We start from the raw sequence: 16,159 nt of genomic DNA on the forward strand, positions 1-16,159 counted from the left end.
GGGCGGCCCCAGTTGGACATGACGAAGCTGCTCGCCGCCCGCTACCGGGCGGCGACCGACCGGCCCTATCTGGCCTCGGCGCTGTACGCCCTGACGGTGGTGGCGAGCACCGAGGTGCCGACCATGGGCGTGGACCGGCACTGGCGCTGCTATGTGTCGCCCGCCTTTGTCGACGCGACACCGGTGGCGGAGCTCGCGGCGGTGTGGGTGCACGAGGTGGCGCATCTGCTGCGTGATCACCACGGGCGGGCGGAGCGGCTGCCCGCCGCCGACCAGCGTGACCCGCACCGCGTGAACGTCGCCCAGGACTGCGAGATCAACGACGACCTCATCGCCGACGGGCTGCCCCTGCCGCCCGGCCGGATGGAACCGCGGCTCTTCGGCCTGCCGGCCGGGCAGCTCTTCGAGGTGTATCTTCCCGAGCTGCCGCCGGGCCCGCCCCCACACAACTGCGGTTCGGGCGCCCATGGACAACCGGTGCCCTGGGACCTGACCGGGGCCGACGGTCCGACACGTCTCGGTCCGGCCGAGGCCCAGGCGCTGCGGCGCCACACCGCGGAGGCCATGCGCGCTCACCGGCGCAGCCGGGGCACTCTCCCGGCGGGCTGGCAGCGCTGGGCGGACCAGGTCCTGGAGCCCACGGTCGACTGGCGGCAGGCGCTCGCGGGCGCGGTCCGGGAGGCGGCCGCATGGGCCGCCGGGGCGATCGACTACACGTACCGTCGCCCGTCCCGCCGCAGCGCGGCGCTCCGCGGCGTCGTCCTGCCCAGCCTGCGCCGTCCGTTGCCCCGGGTCGCCGTCGTCATCGACACCTCGGGGTCGATGGGTGATGACGAGCTCGCCTCGGCGCTGGCCGAGGTCACCGGAGTGCTGCGGGAGGTGGGCATCCGGGGCAACCGTGTCACCGTGCTGGCCTGCGACGCCGATGTGCAGAGCGTGTCCCGGGTGACGGCCGCCGAGCAGATCACCCTGGGCGGGGGCGGCGGCACGGACATGCGGGTGGGCATCAACGCCGCCCTCGCGGCCCGGGACCGCCCGAACATCGTCGTCGTCCTCACCGACGGCTACACGCCCTGGCCGGACGAGGCCCCCTCGTGCCGGCTCGTCGCGGCGCTGATCGGCCCGGACGCCCCGCAGCCCCCGAGGTGGGTGGAGACCGTTCGCGTCACCGGCTGAGCCGGCGCCGTCGCGACCCGGCGGTCACGTCACCACCGCCCCCGACGCCACGAACCCGCAGATCACATGTCCGTGGGCCGGTCAGTCGCCGAGGACGACCGTGCGCGGGGCGGAGAAGTCCCCCCACTTCCCGTCCGGCAGCTTGGCGCGGATCTTCATCGAGTAGCGGGTGCCGCGCGGGTCGCTGACGGTGAGCCGGTAGCTCGCCCTGCCTGCGGGCGGGGTGGAGCCCCACACGATCGTGGTGGTCAGCCGGCCGTCCATGAAGAGCTGGTACGCCGGGATCTCGCCGCCCGTCTCGGGCTGCTGCCAGTTCAGGTCGATGGCGTACTCCTTGCCCTGGACACGGTTGCTGATCCGCAGGCCGGTGGGGGCGGTACCGGCCGGCGCGCCCGGGGCGGACGCGGTGGTGAGATCGAGGGCATTGCTGTCCGGCGAGGAGGTGTCGGCGGCGTCGCGGGCGCGGATGGTGAAGGTGTAGACGGTGCCGGGGCGCAGTCCGGTCAGATGCGCCGTGGTCTGCGTGCCGGGCACGCTGTGGATCCGGGAGTCCTCCTGGTAGATGTCGTACGAGGTGACGCCGACGTCGTCCGTCGAGCCGCCCCAGGAGAGGTTCGCCGCCCGGCTGCCGTCCGCGGTGCCGCGCAGTTTCACCGGCCGGGTCGGCGGCTCGTGGTCGGCGGGGGTCGGGGCGGGTGTGGTGACGGTTGCGGCGGCGCTCGGCGCGGAGAGGTTCCCGGCGGCGTCGCGGGCCCGGACGGTGAAGGTGTAGGCGGTCGAGGCGGTCAGCCCGTCGACGTCGATCATCACCTTGGCCGCCGGGACGGATTTGACCTTCTCGCCCTTGCGGTAGATCTCGTAGCCGGTAACCGCCTTGTTGTCGGATGCCTGCTCCCACATGACATGCACGGAGGTGGCGCTGCCGGCCTGTGCTGTCACATGGCCCGGCGTCGTGGGTTTGCGGGTGTCCGCTTCGGGGGTGGAGCCGCAGGCGGTGAGCGCGGCGAGGAGCAGGGCGGCGGAGCAGGCCGACGCGGCGGTTGCGTGGGGGCGTTGCACGGTCGTGCCTTCCATCCGGCAGCAATGGTCCAGACCTGTATCGCATGGCGTGGGGGTTGCCGACAAGAGGGTGGAGCGGAACGTTCCGCAATGTGCCGGTGTGCGCAGGCGATCGTACGTCGGCGGTCCGTCGGCGGGGTCCCGGATGTGACGTACGGTCGGCTGATGTTGTGCATACGCGGGGTTGTGCTGCCGGAGCGCGAGGAGCGCGAGTTCTGGATCGACGGCGAGGTGCTCCGCGCCGGCCGGCCGGCGGGCGGGCGCGCGGGCCGGGATGCGGAGACGATCATCGACGGCGGCTGGCTGCTGCCCGGACTCGTCGACGTACACACACATCCCGGGGCGCTGGAGCCGGGCGCCGCCTTCGACGAGGAGCTGCTGCGCAGGCAGTTGGGCGAGCACCGGGATGCCGGAGTGCTTGCGGTGCGCACCCCCGGCACTTCGCAGCGGATGCCCGCGTGGGTGGAGAAGGACCCTGAGCTGCCACGTGTGACATCGGCGGGGCGGTGGCTGGCCACGCCCGGCCGGTTCTTCCCCGGCTTCGGACGGGACGTGAGCGAGGCCGAGTTGGCGCGGGCTGCCGTGGAGGAGGCGGCCGCGTCCTCCGGGTGGTGCAAGGTCATCGGTGACTGGCGCGCCGACGAACCCGCCGTACCGCTGCCGCTGTTGACCTCGGTGGTGGAGGCGGTGCACGCGGCCGGCGGCAAGGTGGCGGTGCACTGCCAGACCGCCGAGGGCACGCGGAATGCCGTACTGGCGGGCGCCGACAGTCTGGAGCACGGTATGCATCTGGACCCGGCGCTGCTGGACCGGATGGCCGCGCAGGGCACGGCGTTCGTCCCGACGCTGAGCGTCTTCGGCGCGAAAGTGGACGCGATGCGGGCACGGGAGCCGAGCGTGCGCCGTGACCTGTGGCTGGCCGGCTGGGACACCATGCTCAGCAATGTGCGCGCGGCCCATGAGGCGGATGTCACGGTGCTGGCGGGAACGGACTCTTTCCCGTGCGGAACGGTCGCGGGCGAAATGGACTGGCTGGTACGGGCCGGGCTGCCGGCCGAGGCGGCGCTGGGCGCGGCGTCCTGGACGGCGAGGGCCTGGCTCGGTCTGCCGGGGCTCGTGGACGGCGCACCCGCCGACCTCGTCTCGTACGCCACCGACCCGACCCTGGACCCTGCCGCGCTGGATCACCCGAGCCGGATCGTGCTCCGGGGACGCGTCGTGCGATGAGTTCCGGGCGCCGGAGCGGTCTGCACTGTATGGACACGCACACGGAGACAACACCCACGATTCCCACGATCGATCTTGAGCCTGCGGCCCGGCAGATCGCCGGCCTGCTCGACGGTATCGACGCACAGCAGCTGGCCGGCCCGACGCCCTGTCCCGACTACACGGTTCGAGAGCTGCTCGCCCACGTGGTCGGGCTGGCCACGGCCTTCCGCGACGCGGCGCGCAAGGACTTCGGGCCGACGACCGACACTGCCCCGGACGCCGCACTTCCGGTACTCGCCGACGACTGGCGCGAAATGCTGCCGCCGCTGCTGGACGAGCTCGTGACGGCCTGGCGCGACCCCGCCGCCCGGCAGGGGATGACCAGGGCCGGCGGCGTGGATCTGCCGGGCGAGGTGGCCGCGGTCATCGTGCTGGACGAGCTGGTGATCCACGGCTGGGACCTGGCCCGGTCGACCGGCCAGAAGTACGAGGCGGACGAGGCGAGCCTGCGCGTCTCGCTGGCCATGCTGACCCCCAGCGACACCGTCCCCCGGTCCGAGCGCATCTTCGGTCCGCCGGTTCCGGTCCCGGCCGACGCCCCCCTGGTCGACCGGGCCGTCGCCATGAGCGGCCGCCGCCCGGACTGGCAGCCGGGCGACTGAGCGACAGGCAGCCGAGGCCGGTGGGCCGGGGCGAACCGGAGCAGCCCCAGGACCTGGGCCGGGACGGCCCGTGGCCGGACCGACGGCCCGGGTCAGCTCAGCATGCGCGCCGCCTCACATGCCTGCTCGCGCAGTCGTTCGTCGGCCGGGGCCATCCCCGTTTCCAGGCCCGAGGCCGTCACCCGGAGGTCCCGCTCGGCAAGGGCCGTCAGGCGGCGGCGATGGTCATCGGTGAGGGCGGTGGGGCCGAGGGCGACGAGCGCTTCCAGCGCGGTCACGGCGTCGGCATCCTCCTCGGCGGAGTCCAGGACCAGACCGGCCAGACGGGGGCCGTCGACGGATTCGGGTGCGATCGCATGCAGGGCGAGCACCGCGGCCGGGGTCTGCAGCCGGTCCGTCAGCAAGCCCTCCAGCGCGGGGATCAGCGGCCGGGCCGCGTCGCCGATGCGGGCCGCCGCCCGTGCGGCACGGGTGAACGTCCAGCGCATCCACACCGGTTCGACCTCGGCGAACACACCGGCCAGTACCGGCAACGCCTCTTCCGCGTCACCGGTGATCCGCCACAGGGCTGCGGCGATCTCGACGTCGCCGTCCAGCTGCGGGACGTTGCGGTCCTCCTCGGGCGCGCTGAGCGCGGCCCGCAGAGCCGGCACCAGACCGGCCGCCTCCGTACCCAGCTCGGCGGCGAGTCCCGCGGCCTCCCGTACGCCATGGCCGCCACGGGCGAGCTGGGCGGCAACCGCCGCCAGCAGGGGGCCGGTCTCCCCGGTCAGCTGGCGCACCGCCTTTGCCGCAGCGAGCCGGCCGTCCTCCGGCCCGGAGCGGGCCGCGGTGGCCAGGAGTTCCGCCGTCGCCGCGCGGTGTTCCGGTGGGCAGACCGAGGCCAGCGCCTTCGGCACCACCTTCGGGAATCTCTGCAGCGCGGATCGCAGTTCGGGCAGGGCGGCGGACGCCCGGCTCCCCCAGGCACCGAGCAGGGACGTGAGCCGGATGGGCTCGTTGCCGTCCAGGTCGTCCGCGCCCAGTCGGGTACGGATCGCGTCCAGCAGCGCGGAGTCGTACGGAAACGAGGTGTCGGCCGTCCCTCCGATCAGGAAACCGCACGCCGCACCGAGCGCACGCGGGCGCTGCGCCAGGTCACGGGCCAGGAGGGGCGCGGCCCGGTCCGGGTCCACGGCGACGAGTGCTTCCAGGGCCCGGTCCGCCGGATCACCCGGTCCTGCGGCGAGCCGGGCCAGCACCGGAGCAGCAGCCACGGCATGTGTGCCCAGCTTCTTGAGGAGCGAGTACGCCGCTGGTACGGAGGCCGGGTCGGCGGCCAGCGCCTCCACGGGGGCGACCAGCCGTTCCGGCGCGCTGCGCGAAAGCTGACAGGCGGTCTCGGCCGCCCACAACGCCTCCGTACGCGCTTCGGGCACCGCACTGCGCAGTGCGGCATCGAGCAGGGTGTACGCCGCTTCGCGATCCTCGTCGGTGTCGCGGAGCAGCAGTGCTTCGACGACATACTGCAGCGGTTCGTTCCGCTCCAGGTCGAGCCGGTCCCGGACGAGCTCGTACGCGGGGAGGAGCGACAGCATCGCCTCGTGGTGCGCGGGGCCCCACGGCAGTCCGGCGTCCACACAGGCCAGCACTGCCGCGATCCTGACCTCGCCGGGCTCGCCCTCACCCATGGCTTCGGTTGCCGCAGCGGCTGTTCCCGACGGATCCAGATGCGCCATGGCCCCGAGGAGTTCGGCCCGCACGAGGGGATCCGTCTCCGCCTTCCGGCGCAGCTGGAGCACCGGCAGCACCTGGCCTGCCGCCCCGGTCATCGCGGCGGCCCACACCGCGGCCCGCCGCAGCCCGGACTCCTCGGCGTCGGCCGACGCAAGAATCAGGGGAAGCTGGCCGACGACGGCCGACCGGCAGGCGGCTTCGTCCGTGTCGCCATGGTCCTCGCCGCCCTCCGCTATCCCGCCGAGCAGAACCAGCAGGTCCTCCGTGCGGTACCCGGCCCCGGCGAGCTGTGCGATGTACGGCACGGCGCGGGCCGTGGCCTCGTAGACCGAGCCCTGGTGCAGGATGCTGCCGTACAGCTCGGAGATCGCCTCGGACGCCGCATCCTCGTCGTGCCCCGCCAGTGCCCGCAGGCAGTCGGGCACGTCGGCGGCGCTTCCGTAGGCATGCTGCAGTCCGGCCCACGGCTGGGCGTCGACATCGGCGAAGAACAGTGCGAGTTCCATGGAACGGATCATGGCACCCGGCACTGACAACGCCCCGGCCATGCCGGACATTGCGCGGTTGCCGGGCCGGGCCGTGGGCCGACAGCCGCAGGCCCTTCAGCTGGTGAAGAATTCCGTGATCTGCTGGGCGACCTGGTCGGCGTGGATCTCATGCACCCGGTGACCGCCCCCGATCGTGATCAGCCGGCAGTCCGGGATCAGCGAGGCCATGTCCTGCAGGCGCCCCTGGGGCATGGTGGACTCCGGACCGCCGGCGATCATCAGCGTCGGCGCGACGATCTCACCGAGGCCGGCCGCCCACTCGGGGTCGGGGTCGGCCAACTCGGCCCGGATCGGAGCGACGACGGCCCAGTCGTAGTCCACCGGCCCTGCCGGCTCGGCGGCCGGCTTCAGCTCGCTCGGGAACGGCGGCGGGGTCTCCACCAGCACCAGCCGCTCCACCCGGTCCGCGTGCTCCTGGGCGAGCAGATGGGCGACGACACCGCCCATCGAGTGGCCGACCAGGCCCACCCGGTCGAGCTCGCACTCGTCGAGGAAGCCGAGGACGTCGTCCCGCATCAGCTCGACGGAGTACTCGTCCGGCCAGTCGCTCTCGCCGTGACCACGCAGATCGATGGCGTACACCCGCCACTCTTCGCCGAGCAGACTCCCGGCCGCCTCCCAGCTCGCGGCGGAGCCGCCGAGGCCATGCAGCAGGACCACGGGCGAGCCGAAGGGGTCGCCCCAGGTCCGATACGCCAGCCGTACATCGCCGACATCCACAACAGACTGATCTTCCATACCCATGACGCTACAGGCGAATGAGCGAAGACCTTTCACCCCTGGCTCCCCGCGGCCTGGCAGGGTTGAGGGGTGAACTTCGTTCCCCGCCCGCTGCTCATCGCTGTCGCCACTGCCGTCATGGCCGTCTCCGCACTCTCCGGATGCTCGGCGGCCGGGTCCGCCGGGGGCGGACCCGGAGCCGGGCTCGGCGATCCGGCGAAGAAGGAGATCGCCATGCAACTGGTCTCCAGCGCCGAGAACTCCTCCCTCAACTGGAAGGCGCAGTACAAGTACATCGAGGACATCGGCGACGGCCGCGGCTACACCGCGGGCATCATCGGCTTCTGTTCCGGCACCGGCGACATGCTGAAGGTCGTCGAGCGGTACGCGGCGGCGCGTCCCGGCAATCCGCTGGAACGGTTCCTCCCCGCCCTGCGCGCCGTACGGGGCAGCGATGCGCACGACGGCCTCGGCCGGCCGTTCACCGAGGCGTGGGCCGAGGCGGCCGCCGACCCCGTCTTCCGGTCGGCGCAGGACGCCGAGCGCGACCGGTCGTACTTCGACCCGGCGGTCGCCCGGGCCGAGGCGGACGGACTCGGCGCCCTGGGGCAGTTCATCTACTACGACGCCTATGTGATGCACGGGTACGGCGACACGGACGGCACGGTCGGCTTCCGTACGATCCGCCGCGAGGCGATCGCCGCGGCCGCTCCCCCGGCGCGCGGCGGGGACGAGGCGGCCTATCTGAACGCCTTCCTCGACGCTCGCGTCGCAGCGATCCGTAAGGAGCCCTCGCACTCCGACACCAGCCGGATCGAGACGGCCCAGCGGGTGTTCGTGAGCGAGGGCAGGTTCGGGCTGGAGCCACCGCTGCGCTGGCGGGTGTACGGCGACAGTTACCGGATCGACGCCCGCTAAACCCATGATCGACGGGCGCGGGAAGCGTCCGCCCCACTGACTGCGTACGCCGGTGCACACGCCATATGACCTGCGCTTTCACTCCTGCACGAAGGGGGACCCGGACCCGTGACCCGACGGTCGGCCGCTCCGTTGAGGCTGACGAACGGCACACGCGGATGTGGGCCGGAAAACGGAGGAGAGATCCGCATGATGAAGAAGATGATGCTGGCTGCGACGGTCCTGGCCGCCGGTCTCGGGCTGGCCCTCAGCCCCGCCGCCCAAGCCGTGCAGAGCCCCGCGGCCGTGCAGGCCGCGAAGGCGCCGGCCGCGGTCTGCACCGTCAACGACAACGGGGTGAACTTCCGCGGCGGACCGGGCAACGACTACCCGGTCCTGGGTCAGGTCAACCGGGGCCAGAACCTCAACTACCGCGGCAAGCAGGGCAACTGGATCATGGGCGACCTGTGGGGCGGCCCCACTGGCGTCTGGATCCACGTGGCGTATCTCGACTGCTGAGGCCGGCACGCCTCGGCCCCGCACCGCGCCTTCCGCGCGGTGCGGGGCCTTCCTGCGTTCCGGGGCACGTCCCCAACTCCCTTGCGTCGAAGGGGTGTACGGAACTCGCTCCATTCTGATAGGAAAGCTTCCTAACAGACCGACGAACGACGAACTCCCTTTGGAGGACTGGTGCACGCTCCCCATAAGCGCACCGCACGTCGCAACACCCGCTCCGTGCGCATCGCGGTCATCGCGGTCGGATTGACCCTCACGGCGATACCCGTCACCGCCTACGCCGGTTCCCCCACGCACCCGGCGGTACATCAGCAGACGGCGGTGGTTCAGCAGGCCGCCGCCGCGACCGGACTCGACGATCCGGCGAAGAAGGAAATCGCCATGCAACTGGTCTCCAGCGCGGAGAACTCCTCCCTCAACTGGAAGGCGCAGTACAAGTACATCGAGGACATCGACGACGGCCGCGGCTACACCGCGGGCATCATCGGCTTCTGTTCCGGCACCGGCGACATGCTCGACCTCGTCGAGCTGTACACCCAGCGCAAGCCGGGCAACATCCTCGCGAAGTACCTCCCCGCACTGCGGAAGGTCGACGGCACCGACTCGCACAGCGGTCTCGACCCGAACTTCACCAAGGACTGGGCGACCGCCGCGTCCGACTCGGCGTTCAAGCAGGCGCAGAACGACGAGCGCGACCGGGTGTACTTCAACCCGGCGGTCAGCCAGGGCAAGGCCGACGGCATCGGCACGCTGGGCCAGTTCGCGTACTACGACGCCATCGTCATGCACGGCGACGGCGGCGACAGCACCAGCTTCAGCTCCATCCGCAAGCGGGCGCTCGCGAAGGCGAAGCCGCCGGCCCAGGGCGGCAACGAGGTCACGTATCTCAACGCCTTCCTGGACGCCCGGGTCTGGGCGATGCAGCAGGAGGAGGCCCACTCGGACACCAGCCGGGTGGACACCGCCCAGCGGGTCTTCCTGAAGAAGGGCAATCTGAATCTGGATCCGCCGCTCGACTGGAAGGTGTACGGCGACAGCTACCACATCGGCTGACGCACCCCGGGTCACGGCTGTGGCGCGTACGGCAGCACCCGTCGGGTTCTCCGTACGCGCCACAGCGCCGTTCCGGACACACAGCCGTACCGGACACAGCGCCGTATCCGCCAAGGCCGGGTTCGGTCAGTGCACGGCCGCCGGGGCCGCGGCCGCCGGGCTCTGCTCCTGCGGCGAAGGATCCGAATCCGGCTTCCTGCCGAGGTGGTTGAAGGCCAGGTTGAGCACGATCGCCACGACGCACCCGGTCGAGATCCCGGAGTCGAGCACGACGAGCGCATGCTTCGGGAACGCGTGGTAGAAGTCCGGTGCGGCGATCGGGATGAGGCCGATGCCCACGGCCGCTGCCACGATCAGCGCGTTCTCGCCCTTCTCCAGCGCGGCGGTCGCCAGCGTCTGGATGCCGCTCGCGGCGACCGAACCGAAGAGCACAATGCCTGCGCCACCGAGTACGGGCAGCGGAACGAGCGCGATGACGGATGCGGCTACGGGGACCAGCCCGAGCACGATCAGGATGCCGCCGCCCGCCGCCACCACGAAGCGGCTGCGGACCTTGGTCATCGCGACCAGCCCGATGTTCTGGGCGAAGGCGCTGCACATGAAACCGTTGAAGAGCGGGCTGATGGCACTGCCCAGGGTGTCGGCGCGCAGGCCGCCCTCGATGGTCCGCTCGTCCGCCGGACGGCCGACGATCCTGCCGAGAGCCAGCATGTCCGCGGTGGACTCGGTCATACAGACCAGCATCACGATGCACATGGAGACGATCGCGGCGACCTCGAACTGCGGGGCGCCGAAGTGGAACGGCGTCGGGAAGCCGACCAGGTCGGCGTCCTTGATGACGCCGAAGTCGGTGATGCCGACCGGGATCGCGATCAGTGTGCCGACGACCAGTCCGAGCAGGATGGCGATCTGCTGGAGGAAGCCGCGCAGCAGTTTGCGCAGGGCGAGGACGATCACCAGCGTGACCGCGGCCATGGTGATGTTGGTCGTCGAGCCGTAGTCGTCGGCCGTGGCGTTGCCGCCCTGGGACCAGTTGAAGGCGACCGGCAGCAGCGAGACTCCGATCAGCGTGATCACGGTGCCGGTGACGACCGGCGGGAAGAAGCGGACGAGTTTGCAGAAGTAGGGGGCGAGCAGGAAGCCGAGCAGGCCGGCGACGATGATCGCGCCGAAGATGACGGCGATGCCGTCGTGTCCGCGGTCCTTTCCTATCGCCACCATCGGGGTGACTCCGGCGAACGAGACGCCGTTGACGAACGGCAGCCGGGCGCCGATGCGCCAGAAGCCGAGGGTCTGGAGCAGGGTGGCCAGGCCCGCGGTGAAGAGGCTCGCCCCCATCAGGAAGGCGGTCTCCTTGGGGGCGAGGCCCACGGCCGGTCCCACGATCATCGGCGGGGCCACCACACCTGCGTACATCGCGGCCACGTGCTGGAGGCCGCTGGTGAACATCTTCAGCGGGGGGAGTGTTTCGTCGACCGGGTGTTTCCGGTCTGCCGAGGCCGAATCGGGGGCGGGGCGGCCGGGGTCGGGGTGGGGGTGGGCATCGGGTGCTGCGACTGCGTCGTTGCGAAACCTGGGCGTAGCTGCCACGGCGGTTCCTCCGGTCGGGTACACGTCTGCGGCGACGTGGGTGTCAGGGAGGTGGTGCAAGTGGTGCGTTGGTGCAGGTGGAGCAGGTCATGCAGCTGGTGCGGGCAGCTTTCTTCACCGGTACGGGGGGCGCGTACGTACACGTACCCGCCCCCTGCACCGGCTGCCGTGGACCCCGCTCGGGTCCACGGCGGCCGGCCGAGGGCCGTCCCCCTCGGCCGGCCGGTATCGGGGGGTGCCCCGGAGCGTCAGGCTCCGGCGGCGATCTGCGCGAGGCGGCGGGCCTCGTCGCGAGTGGCGCGGGCGATGGCGTCCTCGTCCGCGGTGATCAGGTGGTTGCCCTCGACGACCGGCTTGCCGTCGACGAGGGAAAGGGTGACCGGGGCCGCGGCGCCGAAGACGAGTGCGGTCACCGGGTCGGCGATGGAGGCGTGGGCGAGGGTGTCCAGCTTCCAGAGCACCAGGTCGGCGAGCTTGCCGGGCTCCAGGGATCCGATCTGGTCGGCGCGGCCGAGTACCTGGGCGCCGCCGTACGTTCCCAGGCGCAGGGCCTGACGGGCGTTCAGGGCCTTTTCGCGGTGGGCGCCGAGGCGGTTGATGAGGAGGGCGTTGCGCAGTTCGGTGTGGAGTTCGCCGGACTCGTTGGAGGCGGTGCCGTCGACGCCGAGGCCGACCGGGACACCCGCGGCGAGCATGTCGGGCACCCGGGCGATGCCCGCGGCGAGCCGGGCGTTGGACGAGGGGCAGTGCGCGACGCCCGTTCCGGTGCGGGCGAAGGCGGCGATGTCGGAGTCGTTCATATGGACGCAGTGCGCCATCCATACGTCGTCGCCGAGCCAGCCGGTCGACTCGAAGTAGTCGGTCGGACCCATCCCGAACAGTTCGTGGCAGAACTTCTCCTCCTCCACGGTCTCCGAACCATGGGTGTGCATGCGCACTCCCTTGCGCCGGGCCAACTCGGCACCCTGTCGCAGCAGTTCGGTGGAGATGGAGAACGGGGAGCAGGGTGCGGCGGCGATCTGGGTCATCGAGTCGAACGAGGCGTCGTGGTGTGCGTCGATGGTCGCCTCGGTGCCGGCCAGCGCACCGTCGAGGGTCTCCACGGCGAAGTCCGGCGGCAGCCCACCGTCCTTCACGCTGCGGTCCATGGAGCCGCGGGCGAGAGTGAACCGTACGCCCATGTCACGGGCGGCCCCGATGATGGCACCGGACAGATCGCCGGCCCCCTGCGGGTAGACGTAGTGGTGGTCCATGGCGGTGGTGACGCCGCCGCGGGCCATCATGGCGAGCGAACCCTGCGCGGCGGCGCGGACCATCGGTTCGTCGATGCGCGCCCACGTCGGGTACAGCGCGACCAGCCAGTCGAACAGGTTGTGGTCGGTGGCGAGTCCGCGGGTGATCCACTGGTAGAAGTGGTGGTGCGTGTTGATCAGGCCGGGGGTGACCAGATGCCCGGTGCCGTCGATGCGGCGTACGACGTTCTCCAGGCCCTCGGGTGCCCGGCCCGCGCCGACGGATTCGATGCGGTTGCCCGCGACGACGACATGGCCCGAGGCGTACTCGGTGTCGTCGGCGTCGACGGTCGCGATCGAACAGTTCTCGATGACGATGCGTTCCACGTGCTCAGGGGCTGCCGATGCTGCCATGGCGCTTCCTTTTCTTTCCGGCGATGTGGGCACGGCAGGACCCTAGGAGGATTTGAGTGCCACAGCCGGGCGGCTGTGGGTGCCGAGATGGTGGAAGAACAGATTGAGCAGGACCGCGACGAGCGCTCCGGCGCTGATGCCGGAGCCCAGGACGGTCTGGGCCCAGGACGGGAATCCCGCGTAGAAGCCGGGCGCGGCGAGCGGGATGATGCCCGCGCCGAGCGCCACGGCGACCAGGATGATGTTGGAGCTGTCGTCGAGTCCGGCCTCGGAGAGCGTACGGATGCCGCTCACCGCGATCGAGCCGAACAGGACGATGCCGGCGCCGCCGAGCACAGGCATCGGCACGAGTGAGACGACCGCGCCGAGCACCGGGAAGGCGCCCAGGACCAGCAGCGCGCCGCCCGCGGCCGCGACGACGTAGCGGCTGCGTACCTTCGTCAGTGACACCACGCCGACGTTCTGCGCGAAGGCGCTCGTCGGGAAGCCGCCGAAGACCGGGCCGAGCAGGGTGGCGATGCCGTCGGTGCGCAGTCCGCGGGTGATGGTCCGGCCGTCGGTGCGCCGGTCGCAGATCTCGCCGAGCGCCAGCATTCCGGCGGAGGATTCGGTCATCAGGACGAGCATGACGATGCAGAGCGAGAGGATCGCGGCGGGCCGGAACTCGGGGGCACCGAAGGCGAAGGGGGTGGGCAGGGCGGCGACCGGTGCGGACTTCAGCGCGGAGAAGTCGGCGAGTTTGAACGGGATCGCGGCCAGGGTGCCGATCAACAGACCCATCAGCAGGGCGACTTGCTTGAGGAAACCGCGTCCGAACCGCTGGATCAGCAGAATGACGACGAGCGTGAAGGCGGCCAGCGCAAGGTACTTCATCGCGCCGAAGTCGGCGGCGCTCTTGTCGCCGCCCTGCGCCCAGGAGACCGGGACGGGCATCAGGGTGACGCCGATGAGGGTGATGACGACGCCGGTGACCAACGGCGGGAAGAAGCGGAGCAGCCGTCCGAAGAACGGTCCGACGGCCAGGCAGAAGACGCCGGCGACGAGCACCGCCCCGTAGATCGCAGGGAGTTGGTGACCGGGCGCGGTGGTCTCGGCGATGGCGAGCATCGGGGCGATTCCGGCGGAGGACGAGGCGTTGACGAACGGCAGCCGGTTCCCGGCGAAGCCGCCGATGCCGAGGGTCTGCAGGATGGTGGCGCATCCGGCGATCAGGAGGCTCGCCGCGATCAGCCGGGTCATGCCCGCCGGGTCGAGGCCGACGGTCTGGCCGATGATGAGCGGAGGAGTGACGACACCCGCGTACATGGCGGCGATGTGCTGGAGTGCGGCGGGGACCAGCCGCGAGGGACGGAGCTTTTCGTCCACCGGGTGGACCGAGGTCTGAGGCGGGGTGGGACACGGGCGTTCTGCTTCTGCCGGCCCAAGTGCAGGCTGTGTCATGGGAGTTCCCTCCGGTCCGGCCGGCCCCCGCCCGGCTGTGTGCGGGCGGGGACCGGATCGGCGCCGCGTCAGAGGTTGGTCATGTCGACCGGGATCTGCGGCTCGATTCCGTCCCGCAGCACAGTGGCCTCGATCAGGCCGTACGGGCGGTCCGCCGCGAAGTAGACCTCGTTGTCGTTCTTGAGCCCGAACGGCTCCAGGTCCACCAGGAAGTGGTGGTTGTTCGGCAGTGAGAAGCGGATCTCGTCGATCTCGCTGCGGCTGTTGATCACCCGCGAACCCATCTGGTACAGGGTCTGCTGCAGCGAGAGGGAGTACGTTTCGGCGAAGGCCTGCAGGATGTGCTTCTTGGCCTGCTCGTACGACTTCTCCCAGTTGGGCATCCGGTCGGCGTCGCTGGTCCAGTTGTAGCGCCAGGCGGCGGCGACGTCGGTGCACAGGATGCGGTCGTACGCTTCCTTGAGCGTCGTGTACTTGTCCTTGACGTAGCCCCAGAACTCCGAGTTGGTGGAGTTCATGACCGTGAGGTCCTTGAGGCCGGAGATGATCTCCCACTTCTCACCGTCGAAGGTGATCTGCGTAGTGCGCAGCTCCTGGCCCTTGCGGGCGAAGGAGTGGTTGACCTCGTCCGAGCCGATGAACCTGGAGTTGTTGTCCGAGGTCGCGATGCGCTCCCAGGAGTACTCCTGGATCCGGATGCGCGCGACCTTGATCGGCTCCTGCGACGTCACGAAGTGGCGGGCGAGATGGATGCCGAACTGCTCGGCGGACTCGATGCCGTACTCCTTGGCGAACGCGAACACCGTGTTCTTGGTGGTGTCCGTCGGCAGGACGTTGGCGTTGGAGCCGGAGTAGTGGACGTCGTCCATGTCGCCGGAGAGGGCGATCGAGACGTTCAGGTCCTTGATGTGGTGGGTGTCGCCGTCCCGCGTGATCCTGACGACGCGGTTCTCTGCTTTGCCGTACTGGTTCTGGCCGAGGATCACAGGGCGGGGGCGGTGGGAATCGGCGGTCATGTCGGTGCTAGCTCCCTCGGTAAACGGAGTAGCCGAACGGGTTGAGCAGCAGCGGTACGTGATAGTGCTCGCCCGGCTCGACGGCGAAAGTGATCGCCACCTCCGGGAAGAACGCACCGCTGTCCCTTACGCGGGGGGCGTCCTGCTGCGCCTCGGCTTGCTTCTTGGAGAAGTACGTCTCGACCTCGAAGTCGAGTCGTACGTGAGTTGTGCCTTCCGGCAGGGCCGGCAGGTCCTTGCATCGCCCGTCCGCGTCGGTCGTGGAGCCGCCGAGCGCCACCCACGCGGCTTCGGGGCCCGAGCGGGCCGCGAGCGAGATGGCGACGCCCTCGGCGGGGCGTCCGACGCTGGTGTCCAGGATGTGCGTGGACACCGATGCGGTGGTTTCGGTGCTCATCAGTCCTTGTCCTCTTCTACGAGACGGGTCAGCCGGATTCGGTTGATCTTCCCGAGTTCGGTGCGCACGTGTCCGCGCTCCTGCTCGGGCGAGTTCCCGATCCGGGACTTCACCGCGTCGCGCATCTGCTCACCGGTGGCTCCGGTGGCGCAGATCAGGAAGACATGTCCGAACCGCTCCTGGTAGGCCAGGTTCAGTTCGAGCATCTCGGCCCTGAGTTCCTCGGTGGCGCCGGCCATCCCCCGCTGTTCGCGGGAGGAGGTCGGGTCTCCGGGCTTCGGGCGGCCGATCGGCGGGTGACCGGCCATCGCGTCGGCCAGATCATCCGGGGTCAGCGCGGCCGTGGCGGCGTCACTGGCCAGGAGAAGGGCTTCTGCGGTGGCGTACGGGCGTCGGGAGAGGATCGCTCTTCCCCATGCCGCACTGGCACACACCTCGTGCAACGCGGTGGTGGCCTCGTCGTCCGCCAGGGTGTTGAACCGGGTGAGGCCCGGTGTGGAGCTCGAAGTCACGG

15 protein-coding genes are annotated in these 16,159 nt (G+C 70.7%); 6 read left to right on the forward strand and 9 right to left on the reverse strand.

Annotated elements, in window-relative coordinates; all coding sequences use genetic code 11:
* The first annotated feature begins 18 nt into the window (after nt 1–18).
* The gene (locus ACGFU7_RS21020; protein WP_393697614.1) at nt 19–1,176 is read left to right on the forward strand and encodes a VWA-like domain-containing protein; all 1,158 of its coding nucleotides are present in this window, start codon (nt 19–21) and stop codon (nt 1,174–1,176) included.
* 81 nt (nt 1,177–1,257) lie between these two features.
* Here the strand turns inward: ACGFU7_RS21020 and ACGFU7_RS21025 are convergent, their stop codons facing one another.
* The gene (locus ACGFU7_RS21025; protein WP_393697513.1) at nt 1,258–2,250 is read right to left on the reverse strand and encodes a fibronectin type III domain-containing protein; all 993 of its coding nucleotides are present in this window, start codon (nt 2,248–2,250) and stop codon (nt 1,258–1,260) included.
* A gap of 150 nt (nt 2,251–2,400) precedes the next feature.
* On the opposite strand from ACGFU7_RS21025, the gene ACGFU7_RS21030 reads away from it, so the two are divergent.
* Nucleotides 2,401–3,462 (forward strand): amidohydrolase family protein, encoded by a 1,062-nt coding sequence (locus ACGFU7_RS21030; protein ID WP_393697514.1) that lies wholly within the window; start codon nt 2,401–2,403, stop codon nt 3,460–3,462.
* A 29-nt stretch (nt 3,463–3,491) separates the two neighbouring features.
* Nucleotides 3,492–4,106: a TIGR03086 family metal-binding protein gene (locus ACGFU7_RS21035; RefSeq protein WP_393697515.1), complete on the forward strand. Its 615-nt coding sequence runs from the start codon at nt 3,492–3,494 to the stop codon at nt 4,104–4,106.
* 92 nt (nt 4,107–4,198) lie between these two features.
* Here the strand turns inward: ACGFU7_RS21035 and ACGFU7_RS21040 are convergent, their stop codons facing one another.
* Together ACGFU7_RS21040 and ACGFU7_RS21045 are read right to left on the reverse strand one after the other, a co-directional pair.
* Complete coding sequence (locus tag ACGFU7_RS21040; RefSeq protein ID WP_393697516.1) at nt 4,199–6,328, reverse strand: hypothetical protein; 2,130 nt, start codon at nt 6,326–6,328, stop codon at nt 4,199–4,201.
* Nucleotides 6,329–6,424: 96 nt separating this feature from the next.
* Entirely contained in the window at nt 6,425–7,108 is a 684-nt protein-coding gene (locus ACGFU7_RS21045) for an alpha/beta fold hydrolase (RefSeq protein ID WP_393697517.1), read from the reverse strand.
* Nucleotides 7,109–7,228: 120 nt separating this feature from the next.
* Between ACGFU7_RS21045 and ACGFU7_RS21050 the strand changes: the two genes are divergently transcribed.
* From ACGFU7_RS21050 to ACGFU7_RS21060, 3 genes are all read left to right on the forward strand, one after another.
* Nucleotides 7,229–8,008 (forward strand): chitosanase, encoded by a 780-nt coding sequence (locus ACGFU7_RS21050; RefSeq protein ID WP_393697615.1) that lies wholly within the window; start codon nt 7,229–7,231, stop codon nt 8,006–8,008.
* 189 nt (nt 8,009–8,197) lie between these two features.
* Nucleotides 8,198–8,506 (forward strand): SH3 domain-containing protein, encoded by a 309-nt coding sequence (locus ACGFU7_RS21055; protein ID WP_393697518.1) that lies wholly within the window; start codon nt 8,198–8,200, stop codon nt 8,504–8,506.
* A 171-nt stretch (nt 8,507–8,677) separates the two neighbouring features.
* Nucleotides 8,678–9,556 carry a chitosanase gene (locus ACGFU7_RS21060; protein WP_393697519.1) on the forward strand — a complete coding sequence of 293 codons (879 nt, stop codon included), beginning with the start codon at nt 8,678–8,680 and terminating at the stop codon, nt 9,554–9,556.
* Nucleotides 9,557–9,682: 126 nt separating this feature from the next.
* Here ACGFU7_RS21060 and ACGFU7_RS21065 read toward each other — a convergent pair whose 3' ends face one another.
* From ACGFU7_RS21065 to uraD, 6 genes are all read right to left on the reverse strand, one after another.
* Nucleotides 9,683–11,146 carry a nucleobase:cation symporter-2 family protein gene (locus ACGFU7_RS21065; protein ID WP_393697520.1) on the reverse strand — a complete coding sequence of 488 codons (1,464 nt, stop codon included), beginning with the start codon at nt 11,144–11,146 and terminating at the stop codon, nt 9,683–9,685.
* 248 nt (nt 11,147–11,394) lie between these two features.
* On the reverse strand, nt 11,395–12,792 hold the full coding sequence (locus tag ACGFU7_RS21070) for an 8-oxoguanine deaminase (RefSeq protein WP_393697521.1): 1,398 nt from the start codon (nt 12,790–12,792) through the stop codon (nt 11,395–11,397).
* 42 nt (nt 12,793–12,834) lie between these two features.
* The gene (locus tag ACGFU7_RS21075; protein ID WP_393697522.1) at nt 12,835–14,232 is read right to left on the reverse strand and encodes a nucleobase:cation symporter-2 family protein; all 1,398 of its coding nucleotides are present in this window, start codon (nt 14,230–14,232) and stop codon (nt 12,835–12,837) included.
* Nucleotides 14,233–14,300: 68 nt separating this feature from the next.
* Entirely contained in the window at nt 14,301–15,248 is a 948-nt protein-coding gene (gene pucL, locus ACGFU7_RS21080; RefSeq protein WP_393697523.1) for a factor-independent urate hydroxylase, read from the reverse strand.
* Nucleotides 15,249–15,255: 7 nt separating this feature from the next.
* Nucleotides 15,256–15,645: a hydroxyisourate hydrolase gene (gene uraH / locus ACGFU7_RS21085; protein ID WP_393697524.1), complete on the reverse strand. Its 390-nt coding sequence runs from the start codon at nt 15,643–15,645 to the stop codon at nt 15,256–15,258.
* Complete coding sequence (gene uraD / locus ACGFU7_RS21090; protein ID WP_393697525.1) at nt 15,645–16,157, reverse strand: 2-oxo-4-hydroxy-4-carboxy-5-ureidoimidazoline decarboxylase; 513 nt, start codon at nt 16,155–16,157, stop codon at nt 15,645–15,647. Before uraD ends, uraH begins: the two co-directional genes overlap by 1 nt.
* Nucleotides 16,158–16,159: the final 2 nt, after the last annotated feature.

Origin of the sequence: Streptomyces sp. NPDC048473 (assembly GCF_043200155.1) — a bacterium.
Taxonomy (GTDB): domain Bacteria; phylum Actinomycetota; class Actinomycetes; order Streptomycetales; family Streptomycetaceae; genus Streptomyces.

Coding starts and splice junctions, on each gene's coding strand:
- ACGFU7_RS21070 (WP_393697521.1), bottom strand. CDS start 12,792: ATGGCAGCATCGGCAGCCCCTGAGCACGTGGAACGCATCGTCATCGAG.
- ACGFU7_RS21020 (WP_393697614.1), top strand. CDS start 19: ATGACGAAGCTGCTCGCCGCCCGCTACCGGGCGGCGACCGACCGGCCC.
- pucL (WP_393697523.1), bottom strand. CDS start 15,248: ATGACCGCCGATTCCCACCGCCCCCGCCCTGTGATCCTCGGCCAGAAC.
- ACGFU7_RS21045 (WP_393697517.1), bottom strand. CDS start 7,108: ATGGAAGATCAGTCTGTTGTGGATGTCGGCGATGTACGGCTGGCGTAT.
- uraH (WP_393697524.1), bottom strand. CDS start 15,645: ATGAGCACCGAAACCACCGCATCGGTGTCCACGCACATCCTGGACACC.
- ACGFU7_RS21050 (WP_393697615.1), top strand. CDS start 7,229: ATGGCCGTCTCCGCACTCTCCGGATGCTCGGCGGCCGGGTCCGCCGGG.
- ACGFU7_RS21040 (WP_393697516.1), bottom strand. CDS start 6,328: ATGGAACTCGCACTGTTCTTCGCCGATGTCGACGCCCAGCCGTGGGCC.
- ACGFU7_RS21075 (WP_393697522.1), bottom strand. CDS start 14,232: ATGACACAGCCTGCACTTGGGCCGGCAGAAGCAGAACGCCCGTGTCCC.
- ACGFU7_RS21030 (WP_393697514.1), top strand. CDS start 2,401: ATGTTGTGCATACGCGGGGTTGTGCTGCCGGAGCGCGAGGAGCGCGAG.
- ACGFU7_RS21025 (WP_393697513.1), bottom strand. CDS start 2,250: ATGGAAGGCACGACCGTGCAACGCCCCCACGCAACCGCCGCGTCGGCC.
- ACGFU7_RS21035 (WP_393697515.1), top strand. CDS start 3,492: ATGGACACGCACACGGAGACAACACCCACGATTCCCACGATCGATCTT.
- ACGFU7_RS21055 (WP_393697518.1), top strand. CDS start 8,198: ATGATGAAGAAGATGATGCTGGCTGCGACGGTCCTGGCCGCCGGTCTC.